This window comes from Hydrogenophilus thermoluteolus, from assembly GCF_003574215.1.
Lineage (GTDB): Bacteria > Pseudomonadota > Gammaproteobacteria > Burkholderiales > Rhodocyclaceae > Hydrogenophilus > Hydrogenophilus thermoluteolus.
The window spans coordinates 37,429-55,439 of sequence record NZ_AP018558.1; the positions used below are offsets into that span (position 1 = coordinate 37,429).

Annotated in this window: 21 protein-coding genes; 5 read left to right on the forward strand and 16 right to left on the reverse strand. The window is 59.7% G+C overall.

The features are described from left to right. The first annotated feature begins 3 nt into the window (after window positions 1-3). The 3 genes from def to htpX are packed head-to-tail and all read left to right on the forward strand — an operon-like array spanning window position 4 to window position 2,346. On the forward strand, window positions 4-507 hold the full coding sequence (def, locus tag HPTL_RS00160) for a peptide deformylase (RefSeq protein ID WP_119334162.1): 504 nt from the start codon (window positions 4-6) through the stop codon (window positions 505-507). Beyond that, window positions 504-1,496 carry a methionyl-tRNA formyltransferase gene (gene fmt, locus HPTL_RS00165; protein ID WP_119334163.1) on the forward strand — a complete coding sequence of 331 codons (993 nt, stop codon included), beginning with the start codon at window positions 504-506 and terminating at the stop codon, window positions 1,494-1,496. The genes def and fmt overlap by 4 nt, the downstream gene beginning before the upstream one ends. Further along, window positions 1,486-2,346, forward strand: a complete 861-nt coding sequence (gene htpX, locus HPTL_RS00170; RefSeq protein WP_119334164.1) for a zinc metalloprotease HtpX — start codon at window positions 1,486-1,488, stop codon at window positions 2,344-2,346. Before fmt ends, htpX begins: the two co-directional genes overlap by 11 nt. A 30-nt stretch (window positions 2,347-2,376) precedes the next feature. Here the strand turns inward: htpX and HPTL_RS00175 are convergent, their stop codons facing one another. From HPTL_RS00175 to HPTL_RS00185, 3 genes are read right to left on the reverse strand one after another with little or no spacing between them, the layout of a single operon-like run. Then, a complete protein-coding gene (locus HPTL_RS00175) occupies window positions 2,377-2,790 on the reverse strand; it encodes a GtrA family protein (RefSeq protein ID WP_197713704.1) in 414 nt (137 codons plus the stop codon). 12 nt (window positions 2,791-2,802) lie between these two features. Then, window positions 2,803-4,500, reverse strand: coding sequence for a glycosyltransferase family 39 protein (locus HPTL_RS00180; RefSeq protein ID WP_119334165.1), 1,698 nt, complete (start codon window positions 4,498-4,500; stop codon window positions 2,803-2,805). After that, entirely contained in the window at window positions 4,497-5,528 is a 1,032-nt protein-coding gene (locus HPTL_RS00185) for a glycosyltransferase family 2 protein (protein WP_179949080.1), read from the reverse strand. The genes HPTL_RS00180 and HPTL_RS00185 overlap by 4 nt, the downstream gene beginning before the upstream one ends. Window positions 5,529-5,574: 46 nt before the next feature. On the opposite strand from HPTL_RS00185, the gene HPTL_RS00190 reads away from it, so the two are divergent. Further along, complete coding sequence (locus HPTL_RS00190; protein WP_197713705.1) at window positions 5,575-6,459, forward strand: ChbG/HpnK family deacetylase; 885 nt, start codon at window positions 5,575-5,577, stop codon at window positions 6,457-6,459. A 73-nt stretch (window positions 6,460-6,532) separates the two neighbouring features. Here HPTL_RS00190 and HPTL_RS00195 read toward each other — a convergent pair whose 3' ends face one another. Genes HPTL_RS00195 through pdxH form a run of 3 tightly spaced genes read right to left on the reverse strand, consistent with a single transcriptional unit; the run spans window position 6,533 to window position 9,464 of the window. Next, complete coding sequence (locus tag HPTL_RS00195; protein WP_119334166.1) at window positions 6,533-7,678, reverse strand: peptidoglycan -binding protein; 1,146 nt, start codon at window positions 7,676-7,678, stop codon at window positions 6,533-6,535. A 10-nt stretch (window positions 7,679-7,688) separates the two neighbouring features. Beyond that, complete coding sequence (locus HPTL_RS00200) at window positions 7,689-8,780, reverse strand: flagellar motor protein MotA (RefSeq protein WP_119334167.1); 1,092 nt, start codon at window positions 8,778-8,780, stop codon at window positions 7,689-7,691. Between the two features lie 18 nt (window positions 8,781-8,798). Further along, window positions 8,799-9,464 carry a pyridoxamine 5'-phosphate oxidase gene (gene pdxH / locus HPTL_RS00205; protein WP_197713706.1) on the reverse strand — a complete coding sequence of 222 codons (666 nt, stop codon included), beginning with the start codon at window positions 9,462-9,464 and terminating at the stop codon, window positions 8,799-8,801. A gap of 10 nt (window positions 9,465-9,474) precedes the next feature. Here pdxH and HPTL_RS00210 point away from each other — a divergent pair, with 10 nt between their 5' ends. Further along, window positions 9,475-9,867 carry a rhodanese-like domain-containing protein gene (locus HPTL_RS00210; protein ID WP_119335995.1) on the forward strand — a complete coding sequence of 131 codons (393 nt, stop codon included), beginning with the start codon at window positions 9,475-9,477 and terminating at the stop codon, window positions 9,865-9,867. 3 nt (window positions 9,868-9,870) lie between these two features. On the opposite strand, the gene HPTL_RS00215 is transcribed toward HPTL_RS00210, so the two are convergent. From HPTL_RS00215 to HPTL_RS00260, 10 genes are all read right to left on the reverse strand, one after another. Continuing rightward, window positions 9,871-10,062, reverse strand: coding sequence for a 2-hydroxymuconate tautomerase (locus HPTL_RS00215; protein ID WP_119334169.1), 192 nt, complete (start codon window positions 10,060-10,062; stop codon window positions 9,871-9,873). 80 nt (window positions 10,063-10,142) lie between these two features. Next, window positions 10,143-11,018 (reverse strand): SphA family protein, encoded by an 876-nt coding sequence (locus HPTL_RS00220; RefSeq protein WP_119334170.1) that lies wholly within the window; start codon window positions 11,016-11,018, stop codon window positions 10,143-10,145. A 28-nt stretch (window positions 11,019-11,046) separates the two neighbouring features. After that, window positions 11,047-11,832 carry a 2-oxo-3-hexenedioate decarboxylase gene (gene dmpH / locus HPTL_RS00225; RefSeq protein ID WP_197713708.1) on the reverse strand — a complete coding sequence of 262 codons (786 nt, stop codon included), beginning with the start codon at window positions 11,830-11,832 and terminating at the stop codon, window positions 11,047-11,049. A 27-nt stretch (window positions 11,833-11,859) separates the two neighbouring features. Then, window positions 11,860-12,483, reverse strand: a complete 624-nt coding sequence (gene gstA, locus HPTL_RS00230) for a glutathione transferase GstA (RefSeq protein ID WP_231999992.1) — start codon at window positions 12,481-12,483, stop codon at window positions 11,860-11,862. 21 nt (window positions 12,484-12,504) lie between these two features. Further along, window positions 12,505-13,554: a 4-hydroxy-2-oxovalerate aldolase gene (gene dmpG, locus HPTL_RS00235; RefSeq protein WP_119334172.1), complete on the reverse strand. Its 1,050-nt coding sequence runs from the start codon at window positions 13,552-13,554 to the stop codon at window positions 12,505-12,507. A gap of 27 nt (window positions 13,555-13,581) precedes the next feature. Beyond that, on the reverse strand, window positions 13,582-14,505 hold the full coding sequence (locus HPTL_RS00240; protein ID WP_119334173.1) for an acetaldehyde dehydrogenase (acetylating): 924 nt from the start codon (window positions 14,503-14,505) through the stop codon (window positions 13,582-13,584). An 18-nt stretch (window positions 14,506-14,523) separates the two neighbouring features. Further along, entirely contained in the window at window positions 14,524-15,153 is a 630-nt protein-coding gene (locus tag HPTL_RS00245; protein ID WP_119334174.1) for an antibiotic biosynthesis monooxygenase, read from the reverse strand. 55 nt (window positions 15,154-15,208) lie between these two features. Beyond that, the gene (dmpE, locus tag HPTL_RS00250) at window positions 15,209-15,991 is read right to left on the reverse strand and encodes a 2-oxopent-4-enoate hydratase (protein WP_119334175.1); all 783 of its coding nucleotides are present in this window, start codon (window positions 15,989-15,991) and stop codon (window positions 15,209-15,211) included. Between the two features lie 32 nt (window positions 15,992-16,023). After that, the gene (locus tag HPTL_RS00255; protein ID WP_119334176.1) at window positions 16,024-16,884 is read right to left on the reverse strand and encodes an alpha/beta fold hydrolase; all 861 of its coding nucleotides are present in this window, start codon (window positions 16,882-16,884) and stop codon (window positions 16,024-16,026) included. Window positions 16,885-16,986: 102 nt separating this feature from the next. Then, window positions 16,987-17,994 carry a branched-chain amino acid ABC transporter permease gene (locus HPTL_RS00260; RefSeq protein ID WP_197713709.1) on the reverse strand — a complete coding sequence of 336 codons (1,008 nt, stop codon included), beginning with the start codon at window positions 17,992-17,994 and terminating at the stop codon, window positions 16,987-16,989. Window positions 17,995-18,011: the final 17 nt, after the last annotated feature.

Consider the following 18,011-nt stretch of genomic DNA (forward strand, 5'->3'; position numbering starts at 1 on the left):
ACGATGGCTCTGCTACCGATCCTCCATTACCCCGATCCCCGCTTGCACCGCAAAGCGGAAGCGGTGGAGCATGTTACGCCGGAGATCCGGCAACTGGCAGCCGATATGGCCGAAACGATGTACGAAGCGAACGGCATCGGCCTTGCGGCAACTCAGGTCAATGTCCTCAAACGGGTGATCGTCGTCGATGTCAGCGAAACGCGCGATCAGCTGCAGACTTTCATCAACCCGGAGATCGTTGCGAAAGACGGCGAAGTGGTCAGCGAAGAGGGGTGCCTTTCGGTCCCGGGTATCTACGACAAAGTGAAGCGTGCCGAGCGGGTCACCGTGCGGGCGCTCACGCTCGACGGCGAGACGGTCGAATTCGACGCCGAAGGGCTGCTCGCGGTCTGCATCCAGCACGAGATCGACCACCTCGACGGCAAAGTGTTCGTCGATTACCTCTCTCCGCTCAAGCAGTCGCGGATCAAAGCGAAGCTCGCCAAGCGCGCTCGGATCACGGCATGACGCGGGATTCCGGTGCCCGAATCGAGCGGGTGGCATTTGCCGGGACGCCCGAATTCGCGGCGCGCGCGTTGCACGCGATCGTCGCAGCCGGGTATGCGGTACCGCTCGTGCTTACCCAGCCCGACCGACCTGCCGGACGGGGGATGAAGCCGACGGCGAGTCCGGTGAAACGGATCGCGCAGGAAGCGGGGGTGCCGGTTTGGCAGCCCGTGACCCTCAAAACGCCGCAAGCGTGGGGGGCGCTCGTTGCCGAACCGCCCCCCGACGTCTTGGTGGTGGCAGCCTACGGGTTGATTCTGCCGCGGGCAGTACTGGAATGGCCGCGGTATGGCGCAGTGAATTTGCACGCGTCGTTGCTGCCGCGTTGGCGTGGGGCGGCGCCGATCCAGCGTGCGATCGAAGCAGGCGACGCCGTGACCGGCATCACGGTGATGCAGATGGACGAGGGGCTCGATACCGGCCCGATGATCGCACGGTACGAACTGGCGATCGCACCAGATGAGACCGGCGGGTCGTTGCACGACAAACTGGCCGTACTTGCGGCACAGGCGATCCTCGACGTCTTACCCGATTTGCCGCAGCGTCTGGCCGCGGCAGAGCCGCAGCCCGATGTAGGCGTGACCTACGCCCACAAAATCGATCCCGCCGAACGGCAACTCGATTGGCAACAACCTGCCCCGCTTCTCGAACGCAAAATCCGCGCATTCGATCCCTACCCGGGGACGCAGACGCGCTGGCGGGGACAGCCGCTCAAGGTGTGGCGCGCAGTGGTGGCGCCTGACGCGGCGGAGGTTTCCCCTGGAACGGTGGTGGCGGTCGATCCGGCGCGTGGGGTTCGGGTCGCGTGCGGCGAAGGGAGCTTGTGGCTTACCGAGCTGCAGCGTGCGGGCGGCAAACGGCTGCCCGCAACGGAATTTTTGCGCGGTGCGGCGGTCGAAGCGGGCGAAAAGCTCGGAATGGGTGATGAGGAGGATGACGATGTTCGGTAACTGGTTGAAGACCGGATTGTTGATGGCGGCGATCGTCGCGCTCTTCGGCGTGGTGGGCGCGGTGATCGGCGGGCAGCAAGGGATGCTCATTGCGCTTCTTTTCGGCGGGCTCACCAACCTCTGGGCCTACTGGTTTTCCGACAAAATGGTCCTTTCGATGTACCACGCGCAGGAGGTGGACGAGCTCACCTCTCCCTACCTCTTCCGCATGGTGCGGGAATTGGCGCAGCGCGCCGGGATTCCGATGCCGAAGGTCTATATCATCCCGGAAGCGCAACCCAACGCGTTTGCCACCGGGCGCAACCCTGAGCACGCGGCCGTTGCGGTCACGACCGGTATTCTCGAACTGCTGAACGAACGGGAGCTGCGCGGGGTGCTCGCGCACGAGCTGGCGCACATCAAGAACCGCGACATCCTCATCTCGACGATGAGTGCCACCGTGGCCGGTGCGATCTCGGCGCTCGCGAACTTCGGGATGTTCTTTGGCGGCCGTGACGAAAACGGCCAGCCGACGAACCCGATCCTGCTGCTCTTGGTCGTGCTGCTGGCGCCGATTGCAGCGATGATCATCCAGATGGCGATTTCGCGTACCCGGGAATTTGGCGCCGACGCCGGTGGTGCGGCGATCAGCGGCGATCCGTTGGCGTTGGCGTCGGCCTTGGCGAAGATCGAAGCGTACGTACAGGGCATTCCGCTACCCACGGCGGAGATGCACCCGGAAACGGCGCAGATGATGATCGCGAACCCGTTGCGTGGCGGTGGCGTGATGCGGCTCTTTGCGACCCACCCCTCGACCGAGGAGCGGATCGCGCGGCTCCAAGCGATCGCACGGCAGATGGGGCAGGTCTGAAGCAGGTGGAAAAGGGGCAAATGGAGACCGTCAGCGACGAAAAGTCCAGAGGCGGTTGGCCGCGTAGTGCCAGAAGAAGAGGGTTGCGGTCACTGCAACCTGTGCGGCGAGGTAGGGAAAGTGGGCAACCGCCGTCGCGAGAAAGATCAACCCGGTGTTGAGGCCCCACCCGCTTGCGGCAACCAGCAGAAACTTAATCAGCGCTTCGCGGTGGCGGCTCTGGGTTTCGGGAAAGGCCCAACGCCGCGCCAACAGGTAATTGACGAGCGCGCCAACGACAAACCCGACAGCGGTGCCCTCGGTCGGCGTGCGGTGCGCCCATTCGACCAGCGTGATCAATACCGCGTAGTGAGCCGCGGTGCCAAACAGACTGGCGAAGGCGAAGTGGGTGATGCGTTTCAGGTTCGGGGGTAAGCTGTGCATCATCGAAACCGTTCGTGTCACCCGAAGCATCGCTTATGGGATTGGCGTGGTGAAGGGGCGGTCTTGACGCACCGCTTTGAGGACCGCCAGGGTTACGCCGCGGCGGTCGACCGTCGCGATCGTTTTGCCGTCGAGCACATAGTGGCAGTTGTCGTGGGTGGTGGAGAGAAAGAGGTCAGCGTCGTCCCAATCATCGACGATCACCACGTTTGGCGGTAACCACGGTTCGATCTGAAACCCTTCGCCGCAATAGGCGAGGTTGGCGACCGTACCGGGAGGTTGCTGGGCCAGCCAAGCTTCGATCGCTGGGATCAAGGCGCGCGTGGCGTCACTCCAGTAGTCGGTTTCCCATGCAATTTCAGCCTTTTCGAGGCCGCCAGCAAGGGTGTTGTAATAGACGTGTTCGTAAGGGTGGAGGGTGGCATTCACCCAGGCGACCCAGAAGAGGTTCGCGCACCCCACAAGCGCTACGCCAGCCATTAGAACGCGGCGAGAACCGTGGGCCTTGCCAAGCGCTTCGCTTAGCGCAGCCCACCCGGCGGCCGAAAGGACCAGCAGCCAAGGAACGAGGAAGAGGAAATGGCGGATACCGTTGTAGAGCGGCGGACGTGTGGCGATAACATAGGCGAGTACGAAACACGCCGCAAAGACCACGACCCGCATGCGCGCTCGCCGTTTTACTGCGAATCGGCTTAGGTTTTTGCAACCGTAAACGCCAAAAAACCAAAGAAGCAAGCCAAGCAATACGCCTTCAGGCAGACGGACCAGCAAGTAGCGAAGCAGGTAAAAGCGGCTGACTTGGCTATTGAGTAGGCGCTCCCCGTCTTCCCAGGTATAGATATCGAACGCGAAATGGGAGAATTTGGTGAGCGCCAGCCAGAGGTGGTCCCAGCCCATGACGCTCCACGGCCAGGCAAACGCGGTAATCGCCAGCGCAACCGCACACCCGGGGAGCAGCGACCCGAGCCAGTCAGGGATCCGGTGTGCGAGTGTTCGCAGCCTCGTGCCCCACGGCGGGTTGTCGCTGAAAAACCCATCGGCTGGCGGGGTTTCGGCGCAGGGGCGTGGCCAGAGGGTGTTGATCACGAGCCCGGCAGCGAGAAAGAAGGGGATGAGCACGGCGCCGACGCGGATGCCGAGGGCGATCCCCGTGGCGAACCCCCAGAGGAGCACGTGGCGGAGCGCCAGTCGCTCCGGGTGGTCCGCCAGACGTACGGTGTAGTAGAGCGCCCAGACCATCGCCGCAGCAAACGGAATATCCTTGGTGTGGGTGAAGATCGCGCCCCAGAACGGTCCGGTTAGCAGGGTAAGCGCAAGGGCGATCACTTCGCCCGTTTTGCCGGCAACGAGCCGAGCCAGCCGCGCCGTGCCCCAGAGCGCCAGGAGGCCAAAGGTTGCGGTGAGGAGGTGGCGCCACGGCCACCATTCCCAGCCGAACGCGCGTGTTCCCGCCGCAGCGATGAGGTCGAAGAGCCCGCCGTAGAGATAGAGATTGCTGAACGAGAGGAAGGTCTTGTCGGTGGTGCCCGAAAGCCAGAAATCCCAGAGGAGCTCGCCGTAGGTGTGCTGTACCCATTCGTCGTTGCTGGGGGTATGGCGGTTGTAGCCTTCGACGACGAAGGCGAGCGCCACCACCCAGAGCACAACGCGCGCGATCCGAATGGGTGAGAAGTGGTCGAGCTGTAAGCGCGCTCCCCCGCGCCCCAAGGCGTTACTCAGCGCGCCCATCATCTGGGTTCAGGTTGTTCCGGCTGCGCCGCAAAGCCGGCGCTGGGTGCGACGCCCGGGTCGGGGAGATTCGCGACTTCGCCCACCAGATAGAGCGGGCGCCGTTTCACTTCTTCGAAGACGCGTCCCAGATACTCACCCAGGACACCGAGGCTGATCAGTTGCACCCCGGAGAGAAAGAGGATCGCCACCATGATCGAGGCGTATCCCGGAACGTCGCGCCCGAAGACGAGGGTACGAACGATGAGGTAGAGCCCGTAGCTTCCCGAGAGTAGGGCAACAAACGCGCCGATGCTCGACCAGATGTGCAGCGGCAGCGTGGTGAAAGAGACGAGGCCGTCGATCGCGTACCGCCACAGTTTGCGCAGCGACCACGCGGAACGGCCTGCGTGGCGCGCTGCAGGTCGAAACGGGAGCGTCTGGTGGGTGAAACCAACCCAGTTCGCCAACCCTTTGAGGAAACGTTTGCGCTCCGGAAGCGCGTTAAGGGCTGCGACCACCCGACGGTCGAGCAGCCGGAAATCGCCGCCGCCGGGGGTGAGCGCGACCTCGGAGATCGCTTGATAGAGGCGGTAGAAGAGTCGTGTGAGCGAGCGGCGCCACAGCGGGTCGGTCTCCCGGTCGGTGCGTACCGCGGTGACGACCTGAGCTCCTTGTTGCCACAGTGCGACCATCTGCGGGATCAATTCCGGGGGGTGTTGCAGGTCGGCGTCGAGGATCACGACCGCCTGACCGCGCGCGGCATGCAGTCCGGCGGCCATCGCCGCCTCTTTGCCGAAATTGCGTGCAAAACGGATCCCTTTGACGCGGCGATCGCGCGCGGTGAGACCGACGATTCCCTGCCAACTGGCGTCGCGACTCCCGTCGTCGACCAAAAGGATCTCCCAGCGATCCGGTTCGGGTTCCTGTGACGCTGCGTTTTCAAGTAGAGCGACAGCTGCGTCGAGCGCGGCGCTCAGGCGTTCATAGAGAAGCGGTAGGCCGTCTGCTTCGTTGTAAACAGGGACGATGGCAGAGAGAAGCGGTGTCATCTTACGGTAGACTCAGCACACGAACAAAGAGGGGTTTGCCCAGCCTATGACCCAAAAAAAGGAAAAAGTTCGCAACGGGGAAACGCGCGCTTCCGGTCGTCCGATCGTGCTCTGTGCCGACGATTTCGGGCTGGCCCCAGGCGTGAACGATGCGATTATAGAACTGATTGCCCAGGGAACGATTACCGCGACGAGCGTGATGCCGGGTCAGCCCTTTTGGCCTACTGGCGCATTGGTGCTGCGTACGGTGGCAGCGGGCCGAGCCGCGGTGGGTTGGCACGTGACCCTCACCGAACAGCAGCCGGCATTTACGCACGGACGGTTGGTCCGTTTCGGTCGGTTGCCGCCCCTCAAGGCGCTTCTTGCCCGTGCCTGGACGCGTACGCTGCCGCTTGCCGCGGTTCGGGATGAACTTACCGCGCAACTCGATGCGTTCGAGGATCGGTGGGGCGCGCCGCCCGCGTTCGTCGATGGTCATCAACACGTCCATCTGTTACCGGGGGTGCGGGAGGTGTTGCTGGAACTCTTGCTCGAGCGCTATTCCCCCACCACCTTTTGGGCACGCGACACGGTGGAACCGATCGCTGCGATCCGCGCGCGTGGGGTGGGGGTGGGGAAAGCGGCCTTTTTGTCGCGCTTGGGGCGGCGGTGGCGCACGCTTCTCGACCACCACGGCATTGCGCGCAACGACGGTTTTGCCGGTGCGCACGATTTTGCCGCGGAACCGCCATTTCGGGTCAAATTTCAGGCATTTTTGCGCCACGCGGGGCCGCGGCCGCTCCTTTTTCTCCATCCCGGGATTCCCGACGCGGCGCTTGCGCAGGTCGAGCAGCTGGTTGCAGCGCGGGCCTGGGAATATGCCTATCTCAAGAGCGACGCGGTTTGGAGCGATTTGGCGGCAGCAGGACTACGACCTGCGGCGCAGTGGTAAGCCGGGCGGTGGCGCAAGCCGACGGATACGGCGGCGATCCTGAGGAGAGCAACGGTCCAAAGGAAAGCAGCGGTTACCGCGTCGTCAAGCGCAGTTCGATCCGGCGGTTGCGCGCGTAGGCTTGCGGCGTGTCGCGCGGGTCGATCGGGTGGTATTCGCCGTAGCCGGTCGCGGCCAGGTGCTCGGGCGGGATACCGGCGTCGCGCAGAACCCGCACCACCGCCATCGCGCGTGCGGTGGAGAGCTCCCAGTTGGAGGGGTATTGCGGGGTGTTGATCGGGCGGCGGTCGGTGTGCCCTTCGATCTGCAACACCCAAGGGAGCGTGCGCGGGATTTTTGGCGCGAGCGCCTTGACCACTTGCGCCACCTGTTCGATCCGTTTTCGCCCTTCGGGGGTGAGTTCCGCCGAGCCGCTGGGGAAGAGGATGTCGTCGGCCAGTAAGAAGCGCTCGCCCTCGATGCGCACGTTGGGGTTGTTCTCGAGTGCTGCTTTGAGTTGCGCGAAGAGTTCGGAACGGTAGCGCTCCAACTCACGGATCCGCACGACGAGCGCCAGATTGATCGTTTTTTCCAGTTCGGCGAGTTTGCGCTCTTTTTCCGTTGCTTTCGCTTCCGCTGCGGCAAGCGCCGAATTGAGCGCGTCGAGCTGACGGTTGAGTTCGGCTAGGAGGCGCTCGAGTTCGCTCACCCGCGCGGTACGTTGCGCGATCTCTTCCCGGGCCGATTCGAGTTGCCGGCGCGCCGCGGCAAGCGCGTCGTCCTTTTCGCGCACCGCGGCTTGAAGTTGGGTTTTTTCGGCAGCGAGCACATCGCGCTCGGTTTCTAATTGCGCGATTTTCCCTTCGAGTTCTTTGCGAATCACGGTGTTGGCGTCGATCTCCCCCTGTAGCGCGGTCATACGCCCTTCGAGCTCCAATATCCGTTGTTGCGCGGCGTCGCGTTCGCGCTCAGTGGTGGCGAGCGTCGCTTTGAGTTGCGCGACGGTGGCTTCGAGCTTCTCTCCTTTCTCTTCGGCAAGTCCCAACTTCAGCGCCAACGCTTGGAGCTGTTGCTGAAGCTTGTCGATGACATCGTCGCGCTCACCGATCGCGAACGACAGCGCGAATTGGCCGAAGGTGAAGATCAGGAGCACGAAGGTGAGCGCGATGATGAGCGAAGTGGCCGCGTCAACGAAGCCGGGCCAGAAGTCGAACGGGCGTCTGGGTCGTAAGCGGGCCATCCGAATGCCCTCACCGCGGGGCGCGCAGGTTACTGTGCGCGCTCAACCCTTTGGCCAGGAGACGCAGTTCGTCGCGCAGTTCGTCGAGCTGCAACCGCTGTTGCGTCGGCAGTTGCGCCAGTTGCCGCACGAGCGCCCGCAGTTCGCCGTGGAGTTCGTTGACGGCTTCGATTTCGCGCGACTCACGGGAAAGCAGCGTCACCAGCCGCCCCACTTGGGCGTTGAGTTCCACGAGTTGCGCGGCGCTGTCGCGTTCAACCCCCTGCTGTTCTTGCATCAGGCGGCGTAATTTGTCGAGGCTTTCCGCGGTTTGATCGAGGAGCGCTGCCAGATAGGCGGGCGTCGATTCCTCTTCGCTCCAACCGAAGTGTTTGAGGCGAACCCACCCGGCCAGCCACTCTTCCAGTTGGTTGGTGAAGCGGTTGGCGGCGTGGCCGGCTTGCAGGTCCAAGAGGCCCAAGAGGAGCGAGCCGGCAAGACCGAAAAGCGACGTGGAAAAGGCGGTACCCATCGCCCCGAGCGGCTCTTCGATCCGCGATTTGAGGGCCAGGAAAACCTGCAACGGGTCGCCACCCAATTCGAGCCCGGCAACGATTTCGGCCACCGCGCGGATGGTGCCGATCAGCCCCCAGAAGGTGCCCAGAAGACCCAGAAAGACCAAAAGACCGGTCAGGTAACGGGTGAGGTCGCGTTGCTCGTCGAGGCGGATCTGTACGCCGTCGAGGATCGCGCGCGCTGCGGTTGGCGTCAGTTGCATCGAACGGTGGTCGAGCGGGGTGAGTTGCCGTGCCAACGGCGCCAACAGTCGCGGCGGCGGAGCGCTCTCGTTGCGCGAAAAGGCCTGGAGCCAGCGGATTTCCCGGTTCAGGCGCGCAACTTGAAACATCGCGACCAGAATGCCGACCGCAAGCACCGCGACGATCACGCCATTGAAGAGGGGGTTGTAGCGAAACGCGGTTTCGAGCGGCACCCAGAACACGGCGACGAGAATCGCCGCTTGCACCAGCACGAACCCCATCCAGAAGAGCGTTCGCCCTGGGCGCGCGAAATCGAGGATCAGCGGGTCGAGCGGGGTTTCGCGCGTTTCAACCGATTGCACCATCGTGATCCTCCTTTTGTGTCACGGCGCCAAGCGTTGCCGCTGCCACGTCCCGTCCGGTTGCCAGCGGTAGCTGATGCGGTCGTGCAGGCGGCTGGGGCGACCTTGCCAAAACTCCCAGTAATCGGGGATCAGGCGGTATCCGCCCCAATGCGGCGGGCGGGGCGGATGCACCCCATATTGTGCCGCAAAATGGGCTGCGCGTTCGAGCAGGAAGGCGCGGCTGGGGATCGGTTCGCTTTGCGGGCTTGCCCACGCGCCGATGCGGTTCGCGAGCGGCCGTTCGGCGAAATAGGCGTCCGACTCCGCGGCACTCACCTTTTCCACTCGCCCTTCGATCCGGACCACGCGCTCCAACTCGACCCAGTGGAACTGTAGTGCGGCAAAGGGGTTTTCCGAGAGTTCGCGCCCTTTTCGGCTATGATAATTGGTGTACCAGACGAGCCCACGCGCATCCGCCGCTTTGAGGAGAACGGGGCGCGTAGCCGGGCGCCCTGAGGCGCCGACGGTGGCAAGCGTCATCGCGTTGGGTTCGGGAACGTGGCAGCGCACGGCGTCGTCGAGCCAGCGGTGGAATTGCACGAAGGGGTCTGCAGCGATCTTGTCTTCGTCGAGGCTGTCGCGGTCGTAATCGCGACGCATCTGCGCGAGTCTGTCGAAAATCATGCGATTAGAAAGGGAGACCATGAAACGCGAACTGCAACATCTTACCCCCAAAGAGGCTTATGCGTTCCTGCAGGAACACCCTGAGGCGCTCTTCATCGACTGCCGCTCCGAGATCGAATATTGGTTCGTCGGTCACCCCGTGGGGGCGGTGCATGTGGCATTGGTCGAGGCGCCCCAATGGGCGCGCAACCCTCATTTCGAAGATCAGGTGCGGAAATTGGCGGGCGATGGACTCCACCGCCCGGTGGTGGTGATCTGCCGCAGCGGCAACCGTTCCGTGACTGCGGGTGAAGCCCTTTTGGCTGCGGGCTTCACCCATGTGATCAACGTGGTGCATGGGTTCGAGGGCGACCTGGACGAGCACCACCACCGCAGCAGCGTCAATGGATGGCGTTTCGATGGGTTGCCGTGGGAGCAGGGGTGAAACTCACCGTCCCCGTTTTGCGGCGCTCTCTCCAGCAATCCCAAAGTGCTCTTTCGGCATCTCGATCAAAATCACGCGAATCGATTCCATTGGGGCGTCGAGTGCGCGGTGGATCGCGTCACTGACCTCTGCGATCAACCGCTCTTTTTTTTCGTTGTCTCGCCCTTCCATGATATAGATTTGTGCGATGGGCATACTTTTCCTCTTACATCGGGTTCGTGGTGAGAAAAACGGCACTATCCCGATCGGATAGTGCCGTTCTATTAGCAATAGAATCAAAAGACCTTGATGAGCGTCACTCTAAAAAGATTGCCCTTGGCATCGCTATTGCTGCTGACTTCATGGTAGCCGGCAAATTTGAGAATTACGCCATGCTCCATGAGGGGGTAATCAAACTGAACGCCGATTGCGCTCTTCGATGGCTTGACGGGGAGAGCACCCGGGCCACTGTCTTTCGTCGTCTGTTTCTGATAATAACCAACCAAACCCAGTTGTTTCCCCCCCCCGATCTGTTTTCCAATACCCCACTCGATGGAAAGTCCATCACCCGGCGTAATCCCTGTTTGGTCTTGTTTACCGTTTTGCTCATAACGAGCCAAAGCCGAGATGGACCATGTTTTGGCGGAATCCGGGTAGACGGTACCGCCCAAAGTCCACATCGTCGACTTGTATCCTTTGCCCACTGAGGAAGGGTTAGTAGCAGAGAAGTCACCGTTGTCGAACCATAGGCCTAGAGCAAAAACCGAGTCCCAGTTGCTTCCATGCCAACCGAGGACAACGGGCCCCAGAAAGACGTCGCCCAAACCTCGTGACGAACCGCTGTAGCCGATACCATTGAAGGTGAATGAAGTGGATTGGAGCGGCACGATGGCTTCCAAGCCGTAGTCGGCACCCAGGAATTTCTGGTTGGTGATCCAGACAAAACGATTGGCCAATGCCGTCACGGTGCCATCGTTTTGCCCTGGTGCGCCATCAATTTTGTCGATGTTGTAATTCACCAAATACCCTAGGTAGTACTTCCCAGGGGGGGGAACCGAGGCAGCTTGGATCCCTTCCACCCCAGGTACATAGTGCCCGCCTGCATGAGCAATGCCGCTCATTGCCATCGTCATGCATGAAACTGCGAATGCGAGTTTGCTTGCCTTTCTCATGAGAACTACCTCCTTTGGTTGAAAAGAATCAAACAAAATGCAGGGAAACGGATCCCATTTCCTGTACGTGTAACGTGACATGATCCCCTTTGATTACGGTCACTGCTTCGGTGATGCCTCCGGAAAGGATCAGGCTACCGGCGGGCAGTTTTTCCCCACGCTGACCCAAGTGGTTGGCCAGTGCAGCGACGGCAGCGGCGGGGTGACCGAGGACCGCCGCGCCAGCACCGAATGCCACGGGCGTTCCGTTCTTTTCCAGTACGATCCCGAGCGTGCGCAGGTCAACACCACGGACCGATAGGGGTTTTCCGCCAACGACAAAGCGGGCAGCCGAAGTGTTGTCGGCAATCACGCTTTTGAGATCGAACTTGAAGTCGCGATAGCGACTATCGATCACTTCGATGCCCGGTAGCACGAAATCGGTTGCGGCCAAAACTGTTCCGATGTGGCATCCTGGTCCTTGCAGATCTGCTTTGAGAACGAACACGATTTCGGGCTCTACCTTCGGGTGGATTAGCTCATTCGTTTTGCACGTGCCACTAGCGGGCACGGAGAAGGTGTCGAGCAGGTAACCAAATACGGGAGTTTCTACGCCCATTTGCCGCATTTTGGCGTATGAGGTCAGTCCCGCTTTGTAGCCAATCAGCCGCGCACCGCGCGCCAGTTGGCGCGCACGCAAACGCTCCTGAATACGGTAGGCATCGTCCCAATCAAGTTCGGGACAGTCATCCGTAATTTTCGGCGTATCGCGTGCTTCTTGCGCACACGTATCCAAGTGCTGCGCGAAACGTTCGATAATCTCTTCGCTTACCATAATGGATTCCTTTGATGTCTCTGCGGTTCACGATTTGACGAGCCCTTCGGTCCGCAACGCGGCTTGGACTGCAGGGCGGCTTCCTACGCGCGTTAGAAATTGGGTGAGGGTCGGCCACTGCGTGAGATCGATCGCGACATACTGTGCCCAACTCAACGTCACAAAGAGGTAGATATCCGCAACCGAGAAGCGTTCGCCCAAAAGGTAGGGGCGGTTCGCTAGCTCATGGGCCACATATTCCAACCGCGTCGTAAGGAGATCGCGGGCAAAATTTTTGTGGTCTTGTGATGTGTTCGGTTTGAACAGAGGACTGTAGCTTTTATGGATTTCGGTCGAGATGAAATTGAGCCACTGTTGTAACAGGTAGCGTTCCCAGGTGCCGTTCGCGGGAGCCAAACCTTTTTCCGGGGCCTGGTCGGCGATGTATTGCACGATGGCTGGCCCCTCGGTCAAAGTCCGGCCATCGGCGAACTGCAGGCAGGGAACATAACCGGTGGGGTTCACCTTACGGAAATCCTCGCCGGTTTCTGTCTGTTTTTTGGCCAGATCGACGCGGACCAAAACAAACGGCAATTCCGCTTCGCGTAACGCGATGTGCGGTGAAAGCGAACAGGCGCCTGGTGAATAATAGAGGGTGAGCATGTCGTTCATTTGAGCCTCCTGGTTTTTGGATCAGGCGATTTTGTCCTTGATGAGCCCGCGCTGTTTGGCCAGTGTTAGCGCCGTGTCTTCAATCATGTCTTCTTGACCACCGACCATTCCACGGCGTCCCAGCTCGACCAAAATTTCACGTGCTGGAACGCCATACCGTTGCTCGGCTCGCTTGGCAAAAAGAAGAAAGCTGCCATAGACCCCAGCGTAACCGAGCGTCAGCGCGTCCCGGTCGATGCGGATCGGGAAATCCATCATCGGGACAACCAGGTCTTCAGCAACGTCTTGTATCTTCCAAAGGTCGACACCGGTTTCTACGCCCATGCGGTTGAGCACCGCAACCAGCACCTCCATCGGGGTGTTGCCAGCACCGGCACCTAACCCGGCGCAGGCTGCATCGATACGGTTTGCACCTGCTTCAAGCGCAGCGATACTGTTCGCTACCCCCATCGCCAGGTTATGGTGGCCGTGGAAACCGACTTCGGTTTCGGGTTTGAGCGCGTCGCGAACGGCGCCGACACGGGCTTTGACGTCTTCGGGCAGCATATAGCCAGCAGAGTCGGTGATATAGATACAGTTGGCACCATAGCTCTCCATCTGCTTCGCCTCTTTGACCAAGCGCTCAGGCGAGGCCATGTGGGCCATCATCAGAAAACCAACGGTATCCATATCCAAGTTGCGCGCCAATTTGATATGCTGTTCGCCCACATCGCTTTCAGTGCAATGGGTGGCGACGCGGATGGTATGGACCCCGACCTCATGCGCCATTTTGAGATGGTCTACTGTGCCGATACCGGGAAGGAGGAGCGCAGAGATTTTTGCCTGTTTCATCAAGGGAACGACGGCCCGCAAATACTCTTCGTCGCTGTGCCGCGGAAAACCGTAGTTGACCGAAGCACCTCCCAACCCGTCTCCATGGCTGATTTCGATGAGCGGCATCCCGGCTTCGTCAAGCGCTTGGGCGATGGTGGTCATCTGTTCCAGCGTAATTTGATGGCGTTTGGGGTGCATCCCGTCACGAAGACACATTTCGTGCAAGGTGACGCGACGACCTTTGAGTGTGCTCGTCATGTTCGGACTCCTTTTTTCCATTGGGTTTCAGGCGGTGGCGGCAACAACCGAGTCCAGCTTCAAAGTGCCAGCCAAGATCTCTTCGGCAAACATTTCGGCGGTCCGAGCGGCTGCGGCGGTCATGATGTCGAGATTGCCCGCGTATTTGGGAAGATAGTCGCCCAGCCCTTCGACTTCCAGATAAATAGATACGCGATCCCCATCGAAAACCGGACCGTTGACCAATCGATATCCCGGTACGTATTTCTGAACTTCGGCGATCATTGCATGGACCGACTCTTCGATTTCCGCTGCTTTGGGTTTTCCTTCCACCAGGCAATGAACGGTGTCCCGCATGATGATCGGAGGTTCGGCCGGGTTGATGATGATGATCGCCTTCCCTTGCTGGGCTCCACCCACTTTCGCGACAGCAGAAGCGGTTGTTCGCGTGAATTCATCGATATTCTTACGGGTGCCTGGGCCAGCAGAACGGCTGGAAACCGTAGCAATGATCTCGGCGTAGCGTACCGGCTGAACGCGACTCACGGCGTAGACCATCGGAATCGTTGCTTGGCCGCCGCAAGTCACCATATTGACATTCATTTCACGCTTGCCGATGTGTTCCTTGAGGTTAACCGGTGGCACGCAGTAGGGTCCGATCGCAGCAGGGGTCAAATCGATCATCATCGCCCCTTCTGCATTGACCTTACGGGAATTTTCGGGATGTACATATGCGCTCGTGGCATCGAACACGATCTGAATGCCGTCTTCTTTCATGTGCGGCACAAGACCATCTACGCCTTCTGCGGTGGTTTTCAGTCCCAATTCTTTCGCGCGTTTCAGACCATCACTTTCCGGATCGATACCGACCATCCAGACCGCTTCAAGGAGAGGGCTCCTGCGGATTTTGGCCAGAAGGTCGGTTCCGATGTTGCCCGGCCCAATGATGGCGCACCGTACTTTTTTCGACATTGATCTCTCCTTCGCGAGTTATTCAATGAGTGGAGGGGGGGATGAATCATCGGATTGTGGCGGCTTAGGATGAAGCCAGTTGTGGAACCATTTGGTCAAAGTGGGAGCAACCAACCAAGTCATGACCAGCACGACCAATGCCGTGATGATTGCGGTACGCAGCGGCAGCGGCCAGTGCTCCAAGTATGGTGCGATCGTGAGAAAGAGAACCAGCACCGTGGGATAGATCCCTAACCAAGTAATCAGCGCGATCTTCCATCTTGGTGGTGGCCTGGAAGACTGCGCCTTGGCAGGGGTAAACCAATGTTCGAGGCCGGAAAGTTCATGGAAGACGGTGTGTCCTTCCACATGAGGTTCAAGCGCTTTGAGCCCCAACGCCCGTTCAGGAGACTCCTGCCATTGGTGCAGGTGCTCCGGCGTATCAAACGCAAAGAGCATGTGGTAGAGACGCTCCTCACTGCCACCATCGGGCTCAGAGGGTTTGATCAGTTGTCCACCAATATAACCAGGAAAGCGTGAAGCGACCTCGGAGAGCTTGTTCCAGGTCTTCTCCAACTCTTCTTCGTGCCCTGGTTTTGCACGGCGCGACACCAACACCATTTTGATTTGGGCTGGCAAGGTTGCTGGGAGGGGATCTTTTCCGGCCATGATGTCCTGCTTAAGCATTTAGTTCGCTTTCAAATCGCAACCCATATCGCGCGGGTCAGACAAACCGCACGGAGCAGCCACCGATTCCGCCGATGGTTACCCGTAAGTTGTCGCCGCGCGCCACAGGAACCATTGCCCCCAATGCACCGGAGAGGATTACCTCTCCAGCTTTGAGCGTCACACCCATCGCACCCAAGGTATTGGCAAGCCACGCTACTGCGGTGAGTGGTGAGCCCATCGTTGCCGCACCGGAACCAGTAACAACCACTTCGCCGTTCTTCTCAAGAACCATGCCGCAGGTATAGAGATCGACAGCGCGCGGATCGACCAGGCGGTCGCCCAGCACGAACACACCGCAACTGGCGTTGTCGGCTACGGTATCTTGAATTTTGATTTTCCAGTCGCGGATGCGGCTATCCACAATCTCGAAGCAGGCCAAGACCGCTTCGGTGGCAGCCAGAACGTCGGCTGCAGTGATTCCTGGGCCGGTCAAATCGCGCTTGAGCAAAAACGCGATTTCCCCTTCCGCTTTGGGCTGAATCAGGCGATCAAACGGAACGGCTTCCCCTTCGTTGTAAACCATGGCATCGGTGAGCATTCCGAAATCGGGTTGGTCTACCCCAAGCATTTTCATCACCGCTTGGCTGGTGACCCCGATTTTTTTGCCGATGATGCGCTCCCCTTGTTCGACGCGTCGGGCGTTCATCCGTTGTTGAATGGCGTAAGCATCGGTGATGGTGATTTCTGGGTAGCGATCGGTGAGCGACTCGACCACTTTGCCCTGCATCAATGCTTCGTAGAGTTCGTCACCTAAGGTGGTGATCAGTTGCGGGTCCATCGTTGAAACACTCCTCATGTTTTTTGTTGGGATCAAGAGGAAAGGGGAAAAGGCTCTTGCTCCGAGGCTTCGGCCAGAAAGTCACCCACCAGACGAGCGAAACGGTCGGCCTGTTCGATTTGCGTCCAGTGGCCGCAGCGTCCAAAGACATGCAACTGGCTGCGGTGAATCCACTGGTGGAGCGTGTAGGCATTGCTGAGGGGAATCACCCGGTCTTCCCGGCCGTGGATGATCAGGGTTTCGTGCGGAATTGCGTGAATGGCCGCTTCTGGGCTGGCCAGGGCATCGACCCAGCGTTGCCGGGGGGCCGGAAACATGGCGGCGTATGCTTCCTGAACCCCTGGGCGAATGGACGCGCGGTACCGGAGCTCAGCCAGTTCGTCGGTGACCAAGCGCCGATCATAGGCAAAGATATCCATGAGCCGCTTCATCGCTTCAACTGAGGGTTCGTACCCCCATACCGCGTCGAGTTCAGGGGTGAGGGTAAAGGGAACGCCCGCAGAGCCCATGAGCACCAGGCGCCGTACGCGGTTGGGGTAGCGAGTCGCGAGCGCAATCGCAAGAGCGCCGCCAAACGAATTGCCTACGAGATCGGTTTTTTCGATGCCCAGTGCGTCGAGGAAACCCAGGATGTGGTTGACCCAGGTGTCCATGTTGTAGGTTATGCCTTGGGGACGCTCGGTATAGCCGAAACCCACCATATCAGGCGCCAAGACACGGGCTCGTTGTGCCAACTTGGGGATGGTCAGGCGCCAGTTGGCCCATGCGCTGACTCCAGGACCGGAGCCGTGAATCAGAACCACCGGGAAGCCCTCTCCCGCCTCGTGGTAGTTTGTTTCGATCCCGGCTGCGGTGATCGACATTCCGATTTCCGGATTCGCTGATGTATTCATGGCACTGCCCATGCTTTGAAGAGACTGTTAACTTAATACCATTTTCACTAATGCCAAACAAATATCATATATATATAATTCGATACTTTTACAGTATTGCAATCACCGGCTTTGTGGGTTTTTTTCGACGATCCTGCGCACGGGAAAACCCTGAACAGGCCATCGCTGCGTCATGAGACCCCAGAGTCCTTTCGGTGCCCAAAGGATAACGACAATGGTGAGAAGCCCCAGAAGGATCCAATAGTAGGTGCCCCAGCCACTCAAGGTTTCACGCAGCACGAAATAGAGCAAGGCTCCGATAATCGGACCTTCCAAGGTGCCAATTCCGCCGATCATGACGGCAAAAACCATCAAGATCGTCCATTCCATCGAAAAAGCGGCATCGGGTGAAACCCGTAATTTGGTTGTGAAAAGTAGCGCACCAGCCATTGCGGTCACCCCTGCCGCAATGAGATAAACGGCCCATTTGATGCTAGGGACACTCACACCGAGTGACTCGGAAGCGATTTCGCTGTCACGCACCGCAGTCAATGCCAATCCCCAACGGGAACGCAGCAACGCGTATGTGCCCAACACACTCACAGTGCAGAGCGCAAGTGCGATCCAGAAAGTCCAAGAAAAGCGATCCGATATGGGATAACGCGACAGTATCGGGGCAATACTGAGACCTGAACCGCCCCGCATCTGGGGAAGGTTCATGATCACCAGGCGATAGACTTCGGCAAGTACCCAGGTTCCGATGGCAAAATAGGCGCCGCGCAGGCGGAATGCGACAAGACCCGTGGGAACGGCCAAAATCAGAGCGACCAGTCCAGCGATTGGGACAATCCAAAAAACGGACACACCCAAAAACAAGCCGAAAACAACCAATGAATAAGCACCAATCCCAACGAAGGCTTGTTGGCCCATAGAGAGCAATCCTCCATACCCCGCCAACAGGTTCCACATCTGGGCAAGGGTCAGAATGCATAGAAACTCGGTAACCAACCGAATCGTGGCAAACCCACTCCACCAGGGAAGGGTGAAAAGTCCAACCCACAACAGCAGTGTGCCAACGACGACAGCAGGTCCGATTTTCGGGGAGGCAACACGATACTTAGCAGCAGTCACGTCCGTCTTTTCCATAG

Bases quoted from the DNA above. Each gene is read 5' to 3' on its own strand.
- def (WP_119334162.1), top strand. From the start codon at position 4: ATGGCTCTGCTACCGATCCTCCATTACCCCGATCCCCGCTTGCACCGC.
- fmt (WP_119334163.1), top strand. From the start codon at position 504: ATGACGCGGGATTCCGGTGCCCGAATCGAGCGGGTGGCATTTGCCGGG.
- htpX (WP_119334164.1), top strand. From the start codon at position 1,486: ATGTTCGGTAACTGGTTGAAGACCGGATTGTTGATGGCGGCGATCGTC.
- HPTL_RS00180 (WP_119334165.1), bottom strand. From the start codon at position 4,500: ATGATGGGCGCGCTGAGTAACGCCTTGGGGCGCGGGGGAGCGCGCTTA.
- HPTL_RS00185 (WP_179949080.1), bottom strand. From the start codon at position 5,528: ATGACACCGCTTCTCTCTGCCATCGTCCCTGTTTACAACGAAGCAGAC.
- HPTL_RS00190 (WP_197713705.1), top strand. From the start codon at position 5,575: ATGACCCAAAAAAAGGAAAAAGTTCGCAACGGGGAAACGCGCGCTTCC.
- HPTL_RS00195 (WP_119334166.1), bottom strand. From the start codon at position 7,678: ATGGCCCGCTTACGACCCAGACGCCCGTTCGACTTCTGGCCCGGCTTC.
- HPTL_RS00200 (WP_119334167.1), bottom strand. From the start codon at position 8,780: ATGGTGCAATCGGTTGAAACGCGCGAAACCCCGCTCGACCCGCTGATC.
- pdxH (WP_197713706.1), bottom strand. From the start codon at position 9,464: ATGGTCTCCCTTTCTAATCGCATGATTTTCGACAGACTCGCGCAGATG.
- HPTL_RS00215 (WP_119334169.1), bottom strand. From the start codon at position 10,062: ATGCCCATCGCACAAATCTATATCATGGAAGGGCGAGACAACGAAAAA.
- HPTL_RS00220 (WP_119334170.1), bottom strand. From the start codon at position 11,018: ATGAGAAAGGCAAGCAAACTCGCATTCGCAGTTTCATGCATGACGATG.
- dmpH (WP_197713708.1), bottom strand. From the start codon at position 11,832: ATGGTAAGCGAAGAGATTATCGAACGTTTCGCGCAGCACTTGGATACG.
- gstA (WP_231999992.1), bottom strand. From the start codon at position 12,483: ATGAACGACATGCTCACCCTCTATTATTCACCAGGCGCCTGTTCGCTT.
- dmpG (WP_119334172.1), bottom strand. From the start codon at position 13,554: ATGACGAGCACACTCAAAGGTCGTCGCGTCACCTTGCACGAAATGTGT.
- HPTL_RS00240 (WP_119334173.1), bottom strand. From the start codon at position 14,505: ATGTCGAAAAAAGTACGGTGCGCCATCATTGGGCCGGGCAACATCGGA.
- HPTL_RS00245 (WP_119334174.1), bottom strand. From the start codon at position 15,153: ATGGCCGGAAAAGATCCCCTCCCAGCAACCTTGCCAGCCCAAATCAAA.
- dmpE (WP_119334175.1), bottom strand. From the start codon at position 15,991: ATGGACCCGCAACTGATCACCACCTTAGGTGACGAACTCTACGAAGCA.
- HPTL_RS00255 (WP_119334176.1), bottom strand. From the start codon at position 16,884: ATGAATACATCAGCGAATCCGGAAATCGGAATGTCGATCACCGCAGCC.